Genomic DNA, 15754 nt, shown 5'->3' with positions numbered 1-15754 from the left:
ATGCTATTTGGCGCCCTTTGGGCAGGTCCCCCTGGCTGCGATGTGCAAAATCGCGAGTATTCAGCACCTGTCCGTCGCCAGATGGCAGTTCGAACAGCTTACTTCGTGTTTTTGGCAATATTTAATCCACAGATTAAATAATAATGAGGAATAAATATTTATAGCACGGCCTTTTCACGCTAAAAGCCCGTCTGAAAGACAGCCAATATGGTGTTTCCGGCGGGGAAATTGCAGAATACTCCGTTTTTTGCACGGCCCGAGGGGGACCACCTGCCGTTTAGGGCTGCGATACGTAGGCCTGCCCTTGGGGTTACGCCATCGGGATGCGGTCGTGGTTGACTTGGCTGTAGAACAGGCGCTGGATCTCGGCGGCGTCGCGCGACTGGCCGAGTGCCCACATGGTTTTGGCCACGAGCGTCTCGGTGGTCATGTCGTCGCCGCGTAAAATGCCCGGATGATCGGCGTAAGCGCGGCCGACCTCGTAGACGCCCAAGTCCAGACCCTCTTCGGGTACCTGCGTGGTCATAACAACGGTGCGGCCCGAATCGACCCAGCGGAAAATTGCCTCCTGGAACGACTCACCCGACTCGCCAAACTCCGGGATGCCGCCAATGCCAAAGGTCTCCAGAATCACGGCGTCGTAGCTGTCGGCCAGAGCGTCCAGAATGCCCGGGTTTACGCCGGGCGTGAGCTTAAGTACGAACACGCGCGGATCGATGCTGTCGTAGAAATGCACCGGGTTTTCACCCTGATGCGTGCCGTGGAGTCCGTTGCGCACAATACGGTCGTTGCGGATATAGGCGATGGGCGGATAGTTGACGCTAATAAATGCGTTAAAGCTCATGGTGCGCTGCTTGCGGGCGCGGGTGCCGGCAATGGCCACGCCGCCAAACACGATTGAGACATCGTGCGAATGCTCATCGAGCGCATAGAGCAGGCTCTGATACAGGTTGAGCTTGGCGTCGGTAAAGGGGTTGCCCATGGGCTTTTGCGAACCGGTGAGCACGATGGGCTTGGGACTGTCCTGAATCAGATAGGAAAGCGCCGCGGCGGTATAGCTCATGGTGTCGGTGCCATGCAGGACCACGAAGCCGTCGTGGTCGGCGTAGCCCTCGACGATGACATCGCGGATGCGCATCCAGTCGCTGGGGCGCATGTTGGTGCTATCGATGTTCATGGGCTGCACGACGTCGAGTTCACAAAGCCCCAAGATCTCGGGAACGCTCTGGGCGAGCTCCTTACCGGTCAGGGCGGGGGAGAGGCCGTTGCCGTCCTCGGTCGATGCGATGGTGCCACCCGTGGCGATGAGAAGGATGCGCTTCATGCTGGTATTCCTATCAATTTTGTCGCCGCGAGGGCGGAATCGTTCGACAGTATTGTGGCACAGGGCGTCGAATGTTCAAACGTATTACATCATCTGTAACGTTTGGAAACACTTCAATCGCCACCAAAAGGGGTGCAGGTCGTGCGTTTGCCGTGCGCTGATGGCTATGACGGGCGCAGAACCGCTGCTTACGTGTACACTATGGAGGTTATTTTCGTTCATTCACGCGGGTGGGCACCGGCTCCCCGCCAACAAGAGGGGGAACCATGGATCAAAAGGCTTCCGCAAAGGTCCTCGTACTCGACTTTGGTGCGCAGTACGGTCAGCTCATTGCCCGTCGCGTCCGCGACCTCAACGTGTATTCCGAGATCGTCCCCTGCGACATCTCGGCCGACGAGATTCGCGAGATGAACGCCTCTGCGCTCATCCTTTCCGGCGGCCCGGCCTCCGTGTACGCCGAGGACGCTCCGTCCATCGATCCTGCCATCTTTGACCTGGGCCTTCCCGTCCTGGGCTTTTGCTACGGCCATCAGATCACGGCCGTGACGCTCGGCGGCAAGGTCGGCCACTCAGAGGTAGGCGAGTACGGCCGCGCCACCATCACGCGTACGGCCGGCGCCAAACTCTTTAACTCCACGCCCATGGAGCAGACCGTGTGGATGAGCCACCGCGACGCCGTGTCCGAGGTGCCCGAGGGCTTTACCGTTACCGCCAGCACCGACGTATGCCCGGTTGCCGCCATGGAGTGCGTTGAGCGCAAGATTTTCACCACGCAGTTCCACCCCGAGGTCAAGCACTCCGAGTATGGCCAGCAGCTGCTGAGCAACTTCCTGTTTGAGATCTGCGGCCTGGAGCCCAACTGGAGCATGGACAACCTGGTCGAGACCATGACGGCCGAGTTCCGCGAGAAGGTCGGTGACGACCGCGTGATTCTGGCCCTGTCCGGCGGCGTCGACTCCTCCGTCGTGGCTGCGCTGGGTGCCCGCGCCGTGGGCAAGCAGATGACCTGCGTGTTCATCAACCACGGTCTGCTGCGCAAGGGTGAGCCCGAGCAGGTGGAGGAGGTCTTCACCAAGCAGTTTGACGTCGACTTTATCCACGTCCACGCCGAGGACCGTTATGCCGAGCTTCTGGCCGGCGTGACCGAGCCCGAGGAGAAGCGCCGCATCATCGGTACGCAGTTCTGGAAAGAGTTCTTTGCCGTGGCGCAGCAGCTCGAGACCGATGGCAAGCCGGTCAAGTACCTGGCTCAGGGCACCATCTACCCCGACATCATCGAGTCCGGCGCTCGCAAGACGGGTGGCAAGACGGCCACCATCAAGAGCCATCACAACCTGATTCCGTTCCCCGAGGGCGTGCACTTCGACCTCATTGAACCGCTCGACCACTTCTTTAAGGACGAGGTCCGCGCGCTTGGTCTGGCGCTGGGCCTGCCGGGTCACATCGTGTTCCGCCAGCCTTTCCCGGGTCCGGGTCTGGCCATCCGCATCATCGGCGCGGTCGACAAGGAGAAGCTCGAGATCCTCAAGAACGCCGACGCTATCGTGCGCGAGGAGCTCGACGCCTACAACCAGCGCCTGTTTGAGCAGACCGGTGAGCGCAACTCCGAGCACAGCTGCTGGCAGTACTTTGCGGTCCTGCCCGACATCAAGTCCGTCGGCGTTATGGGTGACGAGCGCACCTACCAGCGCCCGATCATCCTGCGTGCCGTCGAGTCCAGTGATGCCATGACCGCCGACTGGGCCAAGCTGCCCTACGACGTGCTGGCCCGCATCTCTGGCCGCATCGTTGCCGAGGTTCCCGGCGCCAACCGCGTGTGCTACGACATTACATCTAAGCCGCCCGCGACCATCGAGTGGGAATAAACGATATTCGTTGATTTCAAGCCTCTGACCTGCGAAAACAGGTCGGGGGCTTCTTATTTTGCAACCTCTGTGCAACCTTTGCGGTTTCGCGCCCCGTGAACAGGGGACGTAGCACTGTTCACGTCTGGGCCCATGTCGGCACCGATCAATGCCCGCGCTGCTTCTGCTTGCGCTTCAGCTTCCGCTGCTCGAAGCACGTCGCCCGGGATTCCTCGCCAGAGGAGAACTGACCGTTCCTTGCGAAACCGCGAGACCAGCTATATCCGCTTGCTGCGGGCTTGCTTGAGCCAGTTCCTCTTGAAAGAGCCTATACCTCCGAAGAACTTGTTGTACGTCTCACCGTTCTCCTTTGCCTCGCACTTGACCAAGGCAAGTTCGATGGTGCAGAGGTAATCCGCCACTTGCTCGAGGCGGTAGTCGGTCATCGAGGTCTTGCGGCGTCGGACGACCCCTTTTGAGAGGACCTTGCCCACCGAGCCGTCTCGCCCACGGAATAGAAGGAGCGCATCCTCGCGACCTTCGGCGACCTGTGCTGCGAGATGGAGGGCTGCACCATCGCGCAGGGCCCTTTCCAAAGCGAAGTGTCGAGCCGAAGTGTTGAGCGTCGGCCCTGAATGTTCAATGGCCGTTGTTTTCTGCCCCTCAAGTGGTGAACTTCTCCTCGGGGCTGTTGATTCCCCCACGCGCCCCCTTCCGTTCTCTGTGTTCCCCTTATACTCCTTGTACAAGGAGGTAAGAAGTCATGGACAAGACCGCACAGGACAGCTTGGCAAAGAAGCCCGTCGACATGAGGGACAGGATTCTCGAGCATCTCGAGGCCCTCACCTCTGCCGTCTCGCTCGACGACCTTGCCCGTCTGTCCACCTCCGACATCGCCGAGACGCTCATCATCTCCAGGAGTCTGGCGAGCCAGTACCTCAACGACCTTGTTCGCGCCGGCCTTGTGGTTAAGGTGGCGGGCAGGCCTGTCCGTTATTTTCATCGCCGCGCGTTCCAGAAGCGTTTTCAGGTAAAGCTCTCTGCAAGCGAGTACGCCTCGCTCGCCGACCTCATCCAGGCGACGGGAATCGCCGATCACCGTGACTTCGCGCGTGCCGTGGGCTTTGACCTGAGCCTCAGTTCCGTTGTCGAGCAGTGCAAGGCTGCGGTTCAGTACCCTCCGTTCGGCCTGCCCATCCTCTTGAGCGGCGGCGTGGGTGTCGGCAAGTCTTTCCTTTCTCGTCTTGTGTACGAGTACGGCAAGAACCAGGGCTTGCTGTCCCGCGACTCCTCCTATGTGCGCATCGACTGCGCCGGGGTTCCGGACGCCGCCTCGTTCAACGGGCTTCTTGACGAGTCGATCGCGAAATCGCGCGGGGGTGTGGTTTTTGTCAACGGCATCGAGGCACTCTCTCCCTCTGCGATGGAGCACTGCCTTGCGACGGCCCTCGGGCTCGATGCCTCCCAGGATGCGCCGCGCGCTCGCCTCGTTCTTTCGACGACGCTTTCCGCCGATGATCTGAAGGTTTCCTCGGCCTACAGCAAAATGCCCATCTGTGCCCGTGTCCCCTCACTCAAGGAGCGGACCCCCGAGGAGCGCGAGGATCTCATCTTGAGCTTCCTGCGCAGCGAGGGGTGCCGAATCGGTTCTGATGTGAAGATCAGCCGCGGCGCATACCGTTGCCTCGTGAACGCGGACTTTTCCGATAACATCGCCGGCTTGCGCGCCTGCGTGACGAACTGCTGCGCCAAAGCGTTCCTCAATCGCGAGGGCGACTACGTCGTCGTTCGCCCGTATCTTCTTCCCAGCGGGCTCCTCTCCTCCGCGCAGATCGATCAACAGCCCGACGATGGCGTTCTGATCGACGCGTCCCTGGATGCCGCCGAGAGCACAGGGCCGGTCGAGCAGGCGCTCGATGCCCTGTGCTCTCTCGATGAGCGATTCTGCGCCGGGGAGCTCTCTGTCTCCGAGCTCGTCTCGCAAGCTGTCTCCGCTGTGCGCGGCGTTGAGGATCACTTGATCTTCGGCCGCGGCGTTACCTCCTCGAGGTCGCGCGCCTTCGAGCGCATCGTGGGCGCGGTCCTTGCCGACGCAGGCTCTTCTTATGGCATCGAGCTTTCGAGGAAGGTCGCTTTTCTGCTGGCCCAGGAGATTTGCCTGCAGTTGTGGCCGGGCATCGGCCTGGCTAAGCGAAAGTCTGCCTGTGCGGAGCAAATCTCCCATCTCCTCGGTGCCGCGACCTCCGAATTACCGTTTGCCTCGAGCGTCTCCGATCAGGTCGCCGCAGACGTGGAAGGGACGCTGGGAATCTCGCTCGATCACTTCACGAAGACGCTTCTGACGCTGTGCGTCGCATCGGAGTCTCGCGACGCGAAGGCCCTTCGGACGCTCTGCGTCATCTTGTCCCACGGCTACTCAACGGCGACGAGCATCGCCGACGCGGCGAACCGTATGCTCGGCATGCATGTGTACGAGGCGGTCGACATGCCCTACGACCAGCAGCTGAAGGACATCGTCGGTCCGCTCCAGCGCCTCGTCGACCGCCATTCCTACTGCACCGGGGTCGTGTTCCTCGTCGACATGGGCTCCTTGGAGGAGGCCTATAAGGCCCTCGAGAACGTTACCGACTCCACTATCGGCGTGGTGAACAACGTCTCTACCGGTCTTGCGCTCGAGATCGGGGTCGGGCTGCTCGGCGGCAAGTCCATCGCCGAGGTTCTTGGCGATGCGACCGCCGCGTGCGTGACGCACTGCAAGGTGATCGAGCGCATCAACCGTGAGGACGCCATCGTCTTCTGCTCCGAGTCCGGGGTCGACGCCGCGGAGAGGATACGCCAGCTCGTCTCGCAGAGCCTCCCGCGCACCATAGGCGCGCGCCTGCTCACGAGGCCCTTCAAGCAGCTCGTCGCGAACGGGTCGAACGACGCCGTTTTCTCCGAGCACCGCGTCTGCGCCGTCATCGGCACGGGAGACCCCGGGGTCGCCTCCATCCCCTTCGTCGCCCTCGAGGACATCATGTCGACGGCGTCTGCCTCTAAGGTCGATGCCGTGTTCGGCAGGTGGCTTGACGCTTCCGAGCTCTCTTCTTTCCACGAGAAGCTGCTCTCGAACATGACGCTGCAGAACGTCATCCGCTCCATCACCATCCTCGACCCGGAGCGGCTATTCCACGAGATCGAGAGTGCCGTGCACGAGCTTCAGCGCAGGACAGGCGAGAAGATCGGCAGCAACGCCATCATTGGGCTCTACGTCCACCTCTGCTGTCTCGTCGAGCGCCTTGTTACCAGAAACCCCATTGAGACCTACGTTGGCCAGGACCGCTTCGAGGAGGAGCGTGCCGATTTCATCGAGTCCTTCAGGCAGAGCTTCTCGAGCATCTCGACGCGCTATCGCGTAGAGGTTCCCGTAAGCGAGATCGCATATGTCTTCGACTACATAAGCGTGAGCGCCGCCCCGGCGCGAGAAGAGCGCCTCGGCTCCTCGGACCTCCTGCTCGACGAGTGACCTTCCCCGCGCCGCCGCAAGCTGACTGCGCGTCCTCAATAATCCGATAACCCCTTGCCCGGCGCGAATCCGGATAGCGCCGAGGCAGTACCGAACGTAAAACTTCATTTGATAGGAGCAAACATGAGTGTTGTTATGGCACGAATCGACAATCGCCTGCTTCACGGCATCATCGTGACGCAGTGGGCCCCGGTGTCGGGCGCGACCCGAGTCATGGTCATCGACGACAAGGTCGCCGGCGATGAGGTCCTGAAGTCCACTATGAGGATGGCGCGCCCCGCGGGCATGGCCGTCTCGATCATCTCCGAGGAGACCGCGCTCAAGAACTTCGCGGCGGGCAAGTACGACCGCGAGAAGGTCTTTGTCATCGCCAAGGAGCCCGAGACGATCCTTCACCTGGTCGAGTCGGGCATCGAGCTCCCGTCGCTGATCGTCGGCGGCTCGCTCGTCAAGGAGGGCGGCGTCCAGCTCACCCAGCGCGCCTATGCCTCCGCCGAGAACGTCCAGAGCTACAAGGCGCTCATCGCCCGCGGCGTCAAGGTGACGGCACAGTTCGTGCCCGCCGACAAGCCCGTCTCCGTCGCCGACCTCATCTAAGGAGGGATCATGGTCAACTTCACTATCTTGCAGGTCGTCCTTTTGACCCTGCTGGCCTTCATCAAGCACGTGGACTACTACGGCATCCCGATGATCTTCGTCAACTATGCCGTCTTCTGGGGCCTTATCACCGGCGTCGTCATGGGCGACTGGCAGACCGGCCTCGTCATCGGCGGCACCATCCAGCTCATGCAGCTCGGCGTCGCGGGCTTCGGCGGCTCGTCGATTCCCGACTACGGCACGATGGCCATCATCGCCACCGCCTACGGCGTGACCCTGGGCGCGGACACGGGCCTCGCCATCGGCCTGCCGGTCGGCATGCTCGGCATCCAGCTCGACGTCATCGTCAAGATCCTCAACGGCTTCGTCGTCGAGAAGTCCCAGAAGTTCTGCGACGAGGGCAAGTTCAAGCAGATGAACGCCATCCTGTGGGTCTGCCCCGTGCTCTTCGGCCTGTGCGCCGCCCTGCCCGTCTTTGTCTCCGTGACCCTCGGCCAGCCCGCCGTCAACTGGCTCCTCGAGGTTATGCCCCAGTGGTTCCTCTCCGGCCTCACCCTCGCCGGCAAGATGCTCCCGGCCGTCGGCATCGCGATGCTGCTGCGTTACATGCCCACTGGCAAGTACTTCCAGTACCTGCTCGCCGGCTTCTTCCTCTCGGCCTTCCTGAACGTGCCCATCATCGGCGCCGCCATCGTCGGCGTTGCCCTCGCGATCGCGTTCTACCAGCGTGCCGAGAGGGACACCGAGCTCGCCGCCCACGCTTCCGCAGACGCCTTCATCGGAGAGGATGAGTAACCATGGAAAACGAGAACATCACCGCCGTCGCCGAGGGCAAGCCCTCCGGCTACAAGGTCACCAAGAAGGATCTGCGCAACGCGAACTGGCGCTGGCTCATGAGCGTGTGTACCTTCAACTACCAGACCCAGCAGGGCGCCTCAGTCGCCTACGCCCTCTCGCCGGTCCTGAGGAAGATCTACACGAACGACGAGGACTATAAGCAAGCGCTCAACAACCACTTCCGCTACTACAATACCCAGCCTTGGCTCGCCGCCATCATCCTTGGCGCCTGCGTGGCCATGGAGGAACGCGACGGCCTAGCGGCGGCGGACGCCGTCCAAGACCTGAAGATCGGCACCATGGGACCGCTCGCCGGCGTCGGCGACTCCCTGCTCATGACCATGATCCCGACCATCATGGGCTCCATCGCCGCCTACATGGCCATCGAGGGCAACCCCGTGGGAGCCGGCATCTGGTTCGCGCTCATCCTGGCCATCTTCTGGGTCCGCATGCACGCCCTCGAGTTCGGCTACAAGCAGGGCGTGAAGCTCGTCACCGACTTCAGCGAGAAGCTTCCCAACCTCACTGCCGCCGCCTCCGTGCTCGGCCTCACCGTGGTCGGCTGCCTCATCGCCTCGGTCATCGGCGTCACCTGCCCGATTAGCTTCAGCTTCGGCGACGTCTCGATGGAGATTCAGCCGCTGCTCGACAAGATCCTGCCTGCCATGATCCCCGCCGCCATCACGGGAAGCGCGTATTACCTTCTTACCAAGAAGAACGCGAGCATGACGGTCCTCATCCTCGTGGTGATCGTCCTCGCGATGGTCGCCTCCGCCGCTGGCATCCTCGCCTAGCTTCGACCCAAGAGATTGGTGAATCAATGAGAAAGATAGTTGTGGCGAGCCATTCCCTTCTCGCCCAGGGCTTCAAGGACACCCTCGAGTTCCTTACGGGTAAGAGCGACGCCGTCAACGCCGTGTGCGCCTACGTGAACGACAACGGCGAGGGGCTCGACGCGGCGGTCGAGGCGGCTCTTTCGGGCACTGACGAGGTCGTCGTCCTCACCGACGCGCTCGGCGGCAGCGTGAACCAGCGCTTCTCCCGCTTCGCCTCCGACCGAATCCACGTGATCGCGGGTGTCAACCTCCCGCTCGCCATGACGGTCGCGCTCGCGCGCCCCGACGAGAAACTCGACTTCGACGCCCTCGTCGACGAGGCGCGCCAGCAGATCGTCTACGTGAACGGTGCCAGTTCCGCCGAGTGCGAAGACGACGAATAGAGGAGGTCGACGATGAGAGAGTTCCTTAAGGACGTGTGGATGCACGGCGGTGAGGAAAGCCGCGCCATCACCCCCGAGAACATCACGGGCGAGAAGGGCCGTGCCGCCATGTCGGCCAGCCACCTCGGCGTCGGCCGCAAGGGCTCGTGCTGCGTGCCCCTTGAGTCCGGCGAGACCATCACGCTCGCGGACATCGAGGGCCCCGGCATCATCCGCCACATCTGGATGACCGTCCCCGACAAGACCGCCGCCGGCAGCTTCGTCATGCGCGACCTCGTGCTGCGCTTCTACTGGGACGACGAGGAGACCCCCTCGGTCGAGTGCCCTGTCGGCGACTTCTTCTGCAACGGCTTCGGTGAGCGCGCCATCGTCAACTCGATGCCCATCTGCGTGAACCCGACGGGCGGCATGAACTGCTACTTCGAGATGCCCTTCAGGAAGCACGCCAAGGTCACGCTTACGAGCGAGCACCCCGGGTTCATTAAGTACATCTTCTACACGTTCAACTACGCGCTCACCGACGTGCCGGACGACGCCATGTACTTCCACGCCCGCTTTAACCGCGAGCGCAGCACTCGCAGGGGCGTTGACTACACCGTGCTCGACGGCGTGCGTGGCAAGGGCTACTACGTCGGCACCTACATGGCCCTGTGCGCCCTGGAGCGCTATTGGTGGGGCGAGGGCGAGATGAAGTTCTTCCTCGACGGCGACGAGGAGTTCCCCACGGTCACCTCGACGGGAGCCGAGGACTACTTCGGCGGTGCCTGGGCCTTCCTCGACAGGCCGCCCCACGCGCTGCCCGAGGCGCAGTGCTTCAACACGCTGTTCGCCGGCTACCCGTACCGCTCGACGCGCGACGCCACGCGCGACCGCTTCAGCGCGGGCAAGCCGAACCCGAACCCGATGCTCGCGACCAACGACGACGCGCTTCCCAGGCACGGCCTCTACAGGTGGCACCTTCCCGATCCGATCTCGTTCAAGGAGGACCTGCGCGTGACGTTCCAGGACCTCGGCAACGACGACATCAAGCTCTACGAGCGCGAGGACGACATCTCCACCGTCGCCTACTGGTACCAAAGCGAGCCGCACGCCGTGCTCGCCCCGTTTGCCGCAAGGCAGGACCGCGTGCCCAGGTAGGGTCGCCTCGAAACAAGCCAACGTTATGGGCGCCCGCGGTTGACCATGACTGCGGGCGTCCCTTTGCAAGGAGGATCACATGAGCGAAAAGCAAATGAGGCTCGGCGCCCTCGAGGCCGGCGGGACCAAGATGGTCTGTGCCGTGGTGTCCGGCGACGGCGAGGTCCTCGACCGTATGGAGACCCCGACGCTTGCGCCCGCCGAGACCGTCCCGCAGATGATCGAGTGGTTCGCCGCTCGCGATGTGGACGCGTTGGGCATCGGCGCCTTCGGCCCGACCTGCGTCGACCCCGCCGACGAGCGCTACGGCTCCATCCTCCAAACGCCCAAGCTCGCGTGGCGAGGCTATGGTCTTCGCGCCGCGTTCGCCGACGCCCTCGGGATTCCGGTGGCCTACGATACGGACGTGAACGTTGCCTGCCTCGGCGAAGCGGTCTTCGGCTGCTGCAAGGGGCTCAAGGACGCCGTCTACGTGACCATCGGCACCGGCGTGGGCGCGGGCGTCATGTGCGCGGGCAGGCTCCTTCACGGCATGCTGCACCCCGAGGCCGGCCACATGCTGGTAAGGACCCGTCCCACCGAGGAAGGACGCTGCGTCTGCCCGAGCCACGCGAGCTGCCTCGAGGGCCTCGCCTCCGGCCCCGCCATCGCCGCGCGCTGGGGAAAGCCCGCGGCCGAGCTCGCGGACAACGATGAGGTGTGGATGCTCGAGGGGGATTATCTGGGGCAGATGTGCGCGAACCTCGTGCTCATGTACTCGCCTCGCCGCATCGTCCTCGGCGGCGGCGTGATGCACCAGGAGCAGCTCTACGGCATCGTCCGCAAGAAGACCCTCGAATATCTGGGTGGCTACATCCAGACCGCCGAGCTTAAGGACATGGAGAGCTACATCTGCGCCCCGGGCTGCGGCGGCGACCAAGGAATCCTCGGCGCGGCCGAGCTGGCAAGAAGGGCGCTCGCGTAACTTGCGCTCTCTCCGCCATACAACGCGTTAAGGAAAGACGAGCGCTTCTTGCCAATTGGGCGGCAAGAAGCGCTCGTCTTTTGCATTTTTGCCTCTCAAAATCTTATTTTCACGATTTGCATTTTCATCCCGTTGTCACCGACCCTTGCGAGAAACCGGAAAAAGCCGCTGACAGAAGGGTCTCTCAAATCGTTGTAACCCAGCATATAGCCGCGACTTGTGACCTGCAGACGGCTGTTCCACGTGCCGATTTCCTTGGCGGCATCCGAAACCGCAAAATATGCCCCCACATCCTTGATTTTTGCAGTCTTAAGCCATGTTTTTGCGATCATCTTTACTGCCGTTCGATTGGCAGCATCAAAGACCAGCACACCGCCGGGGAAAGCGTCCGCCATCCCCTGGACCAGTTCCCGGACCTGCTGGGTTAGAAAGTAATAGAACACCCCGGAGGCAAAGAGCACCGCCCCGCCGGAGGCATCGATTTTGCCAAACCATGCGGTATCTTTCAGATCGCAGGGGATATTTTGTTCTCGATCCCCGGCGGGCAGTAGCTGCTGCCGCAAGGCAATCACATCCGGGAAGTCCAGATTGTAGATCTTGCATTTACCGTTGTCGCAGGTTCTGCCGGTGTTGTCCAGCCCACAGCCCAGATTGACCACCGCCGCATTGGGGTGGCCTTTCAGGTAATCCCGCACCTCGAAAGCAAGATCACTCTGCCGCATGGCCACCTCCAGCGCACCAAAGCGCTGCATCAGGCTGCGGGAGTTTTTCTCTGCCTCTGAAAAGTCGTAGTCGATCTGGTCGAGCAGGCGAACCGCTGTTTCATCCCTGTAAAGGTTCGGGTACAGCTCCGTACACAGCTTCCGGGAATACAGCGGGAGGATCAGCGTCTCCTGCACGGTGTTTTTCTCAATTTTATATTTCATAGGTTTCTTCCTCAGTGAATAAGAACTGTCATAATTGCCGCCAGCACAGCCGCTATGACCGTCATGCCTATCGCCATGTGCAGGATGGATGCAAAAATGCCCGCTTGGCGTTCTCAAACGTCATATCCGCCACGCTGCCTTGCAGAACGGCGCAACGCCCCTCCTGAATTGCAATTCGGTTGAGCTTTCTGGCCTTTTCCACGCTGACGGGCGAATAGTCGATGCCCTTGGCGACGCCATGCGGGCATTTTTCAGCAGCCGTTTTATGTTCGCCCCGCCGCCGCAGCCGCAATCCAGCACCTCGGCATTTGGCGCAAGTCGTAGAAATCGAAGTCCCCACCGCGCCACAGGGCTGTGGCCCAGATTCATCATGGCAACCATAAGTTTTCCGCCGAGGCCCACGGGCTTGCGGGTGTTTTCAAAGAACGACATCTGGCCCCTCCGATTTCGTGCATTCCGCATAGGTCAACGGGAACGAGGCCTTCAGCACCGCGCTTTTCTGCACCGCCCAGCCGTTTTGACGCAGGAAACGTAGATATTCCTCGCTTGTCCATCTGCTGTGGAGGGGGAATCCCGCCATACTCATGAAAAAGGCTTTTGCCTTGCCGGAAACCGAGCTCCCCGCGTGAGTGAAGGTTGGCGCGATGAGCACGCCGTCGTCCTTCAGCACCCGCCTGATTTCTTGCAGGGCCTTTTCCGGATGCGGCACTATGTGAAGTGCGTTGGACGCGATCACCACTTCGAAGGACTTCTGTGCATAGGGCAGGCAGAACATATCTTGTACGGAAAAGTGTAACTTTGCGGATTGATTGTCCCGTTTTGCTTCAAGGATCATCTTTGCAGAAGCGTCCGTAGCCTCGATGTGCGCCGCCGCATTCACGATGCTCTTTGCGATAAGCCCCGTGCCGGTGGCAACCTCCAGCACGGTTTTTGCTTTCACCACCGGCCTGATCAGCTCATACATCTTCTCATACGCCGCCCGGTCCTTTCGCATGAAACGGTCGTACCGACTGGCATTCTTGTCCCAGAAGCCCTTGCGTTCGTGCATGGCCATCGCCCCCAAACAGTTAGAGCCATCTAACTATAGCACACGAATCATACAGTAAGTTAAGGCTAACCTTTTTTCTTGGCTAAGATGCATCTCTTCGGTTTTCGCTTATAACAGCGCGAGTCAGATACTAGGCTGGAGCTGAAGAAGGAGCTTGGCGGGCAGGTAGGTCGATACCGGTTCCCGGAACGGTGATCCAGCCAATTACACCAGGGCTCTAGTCATTGAGTGGGAATAGAAAATTCCTTAGTTATGGGGGTATAAATTTGATTCCCTTTAGGATACACCCCCATAACTATATGAATTGACCTGCTGACTCCAATGAAGATTGGAGGGTAACTGCCAGGGGTGACGGCCCAGCTAGTGTTATTTTGCGAGCTATGCGCATTGAAAGTGACCTTTCGTGGTATAAACTACTTGCCGGAAGCCGCGGCTTTCAGAGTACGGCTTACGTGTACGTTTAACCTCCGTGGGCGACGGGGTGCCGCAAGGCGTAGAATATCGCCCACCTGTAGGGGCCTGCAGCGATGCGGGCCCCGCTTCGTATGAAGGGGGCGTAACCGATGAAGATCGTATCCATCTCCCAGGACTTCTTCGACCTCGTCGAGGGCGACCGCGAGCTCATGCTTAAGCACAATCGCCCCTGCATCGTGGTGGTGAGGCTGCGTTTCCGCGGGAAGCGCAGGGACTTCGCCGTGCCGCTGCGTTCCAACATCGCCCCTAACGTGCCCAAAGACCAGTACTTTGCGTTACCACCCCGCCCCACGACGCGCCCCGGCTGCCGCCACGGCATCCACTACATCAAGATGTTCCCCATAACCAAGGCCTACCAGCGCCGCTTCAGGACCGAGGGCTCGGCCTACTACGAGACGCTCCAGCGCATCATCGACGGCAACACCAAGCGCATTGTCTCCGAGTGCCAGGCATACCTCGACCGCTACGAGCGCGAGGGAAGGCCCCGCTTCGCCGTCGACATCGACCGCATCGTGGGCCTGCTGGAGGGCGAGAAGTAGGGCGCCTCAGCTCAATCCCGAGCCATGCGGAGTCGCTCCGCATTATTGAACGCCGCATGTACGTCCCAAATACTTGAGAAACAAGCTGTGAAGTGCAGTGGTGCGCCCGTGCCCGTGCATAGCCGTCACCATCAGCGTCTACGCGGCGTCGGCTTCAAGTGGAACTGGCGCCGCTGCTGTATATGGTTTGCCTTGCTGCAAATGGCGATCAATGCCCACGATGCTTCTGCTTGCGCTTCAACTTCCGCTGCTCGAAGCGCGCCTCCGCCTCATCCGCGCGACGCTGACTTCTTGCTTGAGCCGACTCCCGCTTCATCGCTTCCCGCTGTGCCGCGAGCGCCTGTTGTGCCTTGGTGCTCACAGCGGGCCGCTTAAGGGTTTTCGCCGCCTCGCGAGCGCGTCGCTTGGGGCTCTTTGCGGGCTTGCTTGCCTCAGCCGGTTTGCTACCGAAGAACGAGAGCTTCTCCCATTTGCCGACAACGAATTGCAGAATCTCCTCATCGGACGGCTCCGCGCCGAAGACGATGCGGGCGATGCCATACCTTCCGCCCTCGACGTGCTCCGCCAGCCCGACCCAGAATTGGCCGTCGTGATATACGGTCAGGGTGGACGACACACTGATCTGCATGGTTGGTTCCTCCTTTATGTAGTTGACCATGCAGAGAAGGGACAACCAAGGAGGCAGGTTACTGATGCGGACTCCCGCACGCCCACGACTACCCGACGGGGACTGTGTTTTCATCTCTGGTGGTTGGATTGTAGCACGTGCGGACGCGCCCTTCATCGCTGCCGACATGGCGCGACTGGGATTCGCTCCTCGATGCATCCTTGCACATATTGCCTCCTCGGTTTCGAAACTTTAGAAATACTCGAGTTTCGAAACCGAGAGGGGGCGGATGATGACATGGGTGGACCGCGCTACGTACATGGAGCGGCTCTGGGCGCTCGAGGGCGCCCAGAGCCGTCTCTTCATCGACGAGGTACAGTTGCGCGAGGGCTTCGAGATGGCAAGTGACAGCATTCGCGCACGTGGCGGGTGGGATATCTGCCTCACGGAGTTTGAGCTTGAGATGCGCGAAGAGCCCGAGGAGCGGCTCTGGCTCACGGCGAACTGGCGCCAGGTGTGCGATGGCTGGCGCGCCGACGCGCCCGCGGACGGCATTCCGGCCGCGCGGAGGTTCCGGGCGTGCCGGAGGAGCTGACGAGGCTGCTCGCGGAAGAGAAGGAAGAGGGCACCGAAGACAGCGACCGCAAGGTCAAGGAAGATTGGGGTGACGTCGATGAGGAGGCTTGGCAGGTTCCTCAAGGCGGTGCTGAAGGTCACGCTGGGCTTATTCGTC

General features: G+C 61.3%; 16 protein-coding genes. 10 read left to right on the top strand and 6 right to left on the bottom strand.

The features are described from left to right. Positions 1-310: 310 nt before the first annotated feature. Complete coding sequence (locus tag I1M21_RS04265; RefSeq protein ID WP_195192563.1) at positions 311-1324, bottom strand: asparaginase; 1014 nt, start codon at positions 1322-1324, stop codon at positions 311-313. A 266-nt stretch (positions 1325-1590) separates the two neighbouring features. Here I1M21_RS04265 and guaA point away from each other — a divergent pair, with 266 nt between their 5' ends. Continuing rightward, a complete protein-coding gene (gene guaA, locus I1M21_RS04260; protein ID WP_035136929.1) occupies positions 1591-3189 on the top strand; it encodes a glutamine-hydrolyzing GMP synthase in 1599 nt (532 codons plus the stop codon). 257 nt (positions 3190-3446) lie between these two features. On the opposite strand, the gene I1M21_RS04255 is transcribed toward guaA, so the two are convergent. Further along, positions 3447-3872 carry a hypothetical protein gene (locus tag I1M21_RS04255; RefSeq protein ID WP_195192562.1) on the bottom strand — a complete coding sequence of 142 codons (426 nt, stop codon included), beginning with the start codon at positions 3870-3872 and terminating at the stop codon, positions 3447-3449. A 59-nt stretch (positions 3873-3931) separates the two neighbouring features. On the opposite strand from I1M21_RS04255, the gene I1M21_RS04250 reads away from it, so the two are divergent. The 7 genes from I1M21_RS04250 (at position 3932) to I1M21_RS04220 (ending at position 11427) form a co-directional block, all read left to right on the top strand. Further along, the gene (locus I1M21_RS04250; RefSeq protein ID WP_195192561.1) at positions 3932-6673 is read left to right on the top strand and encodes a PRD domain-containing protein; all 2742 of its coding nucleotides are present in this window, start codon (positions 3932-3934) and stop codon (positions 6671-6673) included. A 123-nt stretch (positions 6674-6796) separates the two neighbouring features. Beyond that, complete coding sequence (locus tag I1M21_RS04245; protein ID WP_117736586.1) at positions 6797-7270, top strand: PTS sugar transporter subunit IIB; 474 nt, start codon at positions 6797-6799, stop codon at positions 7268-7270. 9 nt (positions 7271-7279) lie between these two features. After that, on the top strand, positions 7280-8065 hold the full coding sequence (locus tag I1M21_RS04240; protein ID WP_195192560.1) for a PTS mannose/fructose/sorbose/N-acetylgalactosamine transporter subunit IIC: 786 nt from the start codon (positions 7280-7282) through the stop codon (positions 8063-8065). Positions 8066-8067: 2 nt separating this feature from the next. Beyond that, complete coding sequence (locus I1M21_RS04235; RefSeq protein WP_055287013.1) at positions 8068-8901, top strand: PTS system mannose/fructose/sorbose family transporter subunit IID; 834 nt, start codon at positions 8068-8070, stop codon at positions 8899-8901. A 26-nt stretch (positions 8902-8927) separates the two neighbouring features. Beyond that, positions 8928-9326, top strand: a complete 399-nt coding sequence (locus tag I1M21_RS04230) for a PTS sugar transporter subunit IIA (RefSeq protein WP_055287011.1) — start codon at positions 8928-8930, stop codon at positions 9324-9326. Between the two features lie 12 nt (positions 9327-9338). Next, complete coding sequence (locus tag I1M21_RS04225) at positions 9339-10463, top strand: glycoside hydrolase family 172 protein (protein ID WP_172676343.1); 1125 nt, start codon at positions 9339-9341, stop codon at positions 10461-10463. 79 nt (positions 10464-10542) lie between these two features. After that, positions 10543-11427: an ROK family protein gene (locus I1M21_RS04220; RefSeq protein WP_229025590.1), complete on the top strand. Its 885-nt coding sequence runs from the start codon at positions 10543-10545 to the stop codon at positions 11425-11427. Between the two features lie 95 nt (positions 11428-11522). Here the strand turns inward: I1M21_RS04220 and I1M21_RS04215 are convergent, their stop codons facing one another. The 3 genes from I1M21_RS04215 to I1M21_RS04205 form a co-directional block, all read right to left on the bottom strand. After that, a complete protein-coding gene (locus I1M21_RS04215) occupies positions 11523-12353 on the bottom strand; it encodes a class I SAM-dependent methyltransferase (RefSeq protein ID WP_195192559.1) in 831 nt (276 codons plus the stop codon). 120 nt (positions 12354-12473) lie between these two features. After that, positions 12474-12785: a hypothetical protein gene (locus tag I1M21_RS04210; RefSeq protein ID WP_229025589.1), complete on the bottom strand. Its 312-nt coding sequence runs from the start codon at positions 12783-12785 to the stop codon at positions 12474-12476. Beyond that, complete coding sequence (locus I1M21_RS04205; RefSeq protein WP_195192558.1) at positions 12772-13401, bottom strand: class I SAM-dependent methyltransferase; 630 nt, start codon at positions 13399-13401, stop codon at positions 12772-12774. Before I1M21_RS04205 ends, I1M21_RS04210 begins: the two co-directional genes overlap by 14 nt. Positions 13402-13964: 563 nt before the next feature. On the opposite strand from I1M21_RS04205, the gene I1M21_RS04200 reads away from it, so the two are divergent. After that, on the top strand, positions 13965-14414 hold the full coding sequence (locus I1M21_RS04200; protein WP_117848167.1) for a hypothetical protein: 450 nt from the start codon (positions 13965-13967) through the stop codon (positions 14412-14414). A 208-nt stretch (positions 14415-14622) separates the two neighbouring features. Here the strand turns inward: I1M21_RS04200 and I1M21_RS04195 are convergent, their stop codons facing one another. Next, the gene (locus I1M21_RS04195; protein WP_195192557.1) at positions 14623-15042 is read right to left on the bottom strand and encodes a YjdF family protein; all 420 of its coding nucleotides are present in this window, start codon (positions 15040-15042) and stop codon (positions 14623-14625) included. 268 nt (positions 15043-15310) lie between these two features. On the opposite strand from I1M21_RS04195, the gene I1M21_RS09780 reads away from it, so the two are divergent. Beyond that, the gene (locus I1M21_RS09780; protein WP_229025588.1) at positions 15311-15616 is read left to right on the top strand and encodes a hypothetical protein; all 306 of its coding nucleotides are present in this window, start codon (positions 15311-15313) and stop codon (positions 15614-15616) included. The last annotated feature ends 138 nt before the right edge of the window (positions 15617-15754 follow it).

The sequence above is a fragment of the Collinsella aerofaciens genome, assembly GCF_015546965.1.
Lineage (GTDB): Bacteria > Actinomycetota > Coriobacteriia > Coriobacteriales > Coriobacteriaceae > Collinsella > Collinsella aerofaciens_X.
This window is presented reverse-complemented; position numbering and strand designations above follow the sequence as displayed.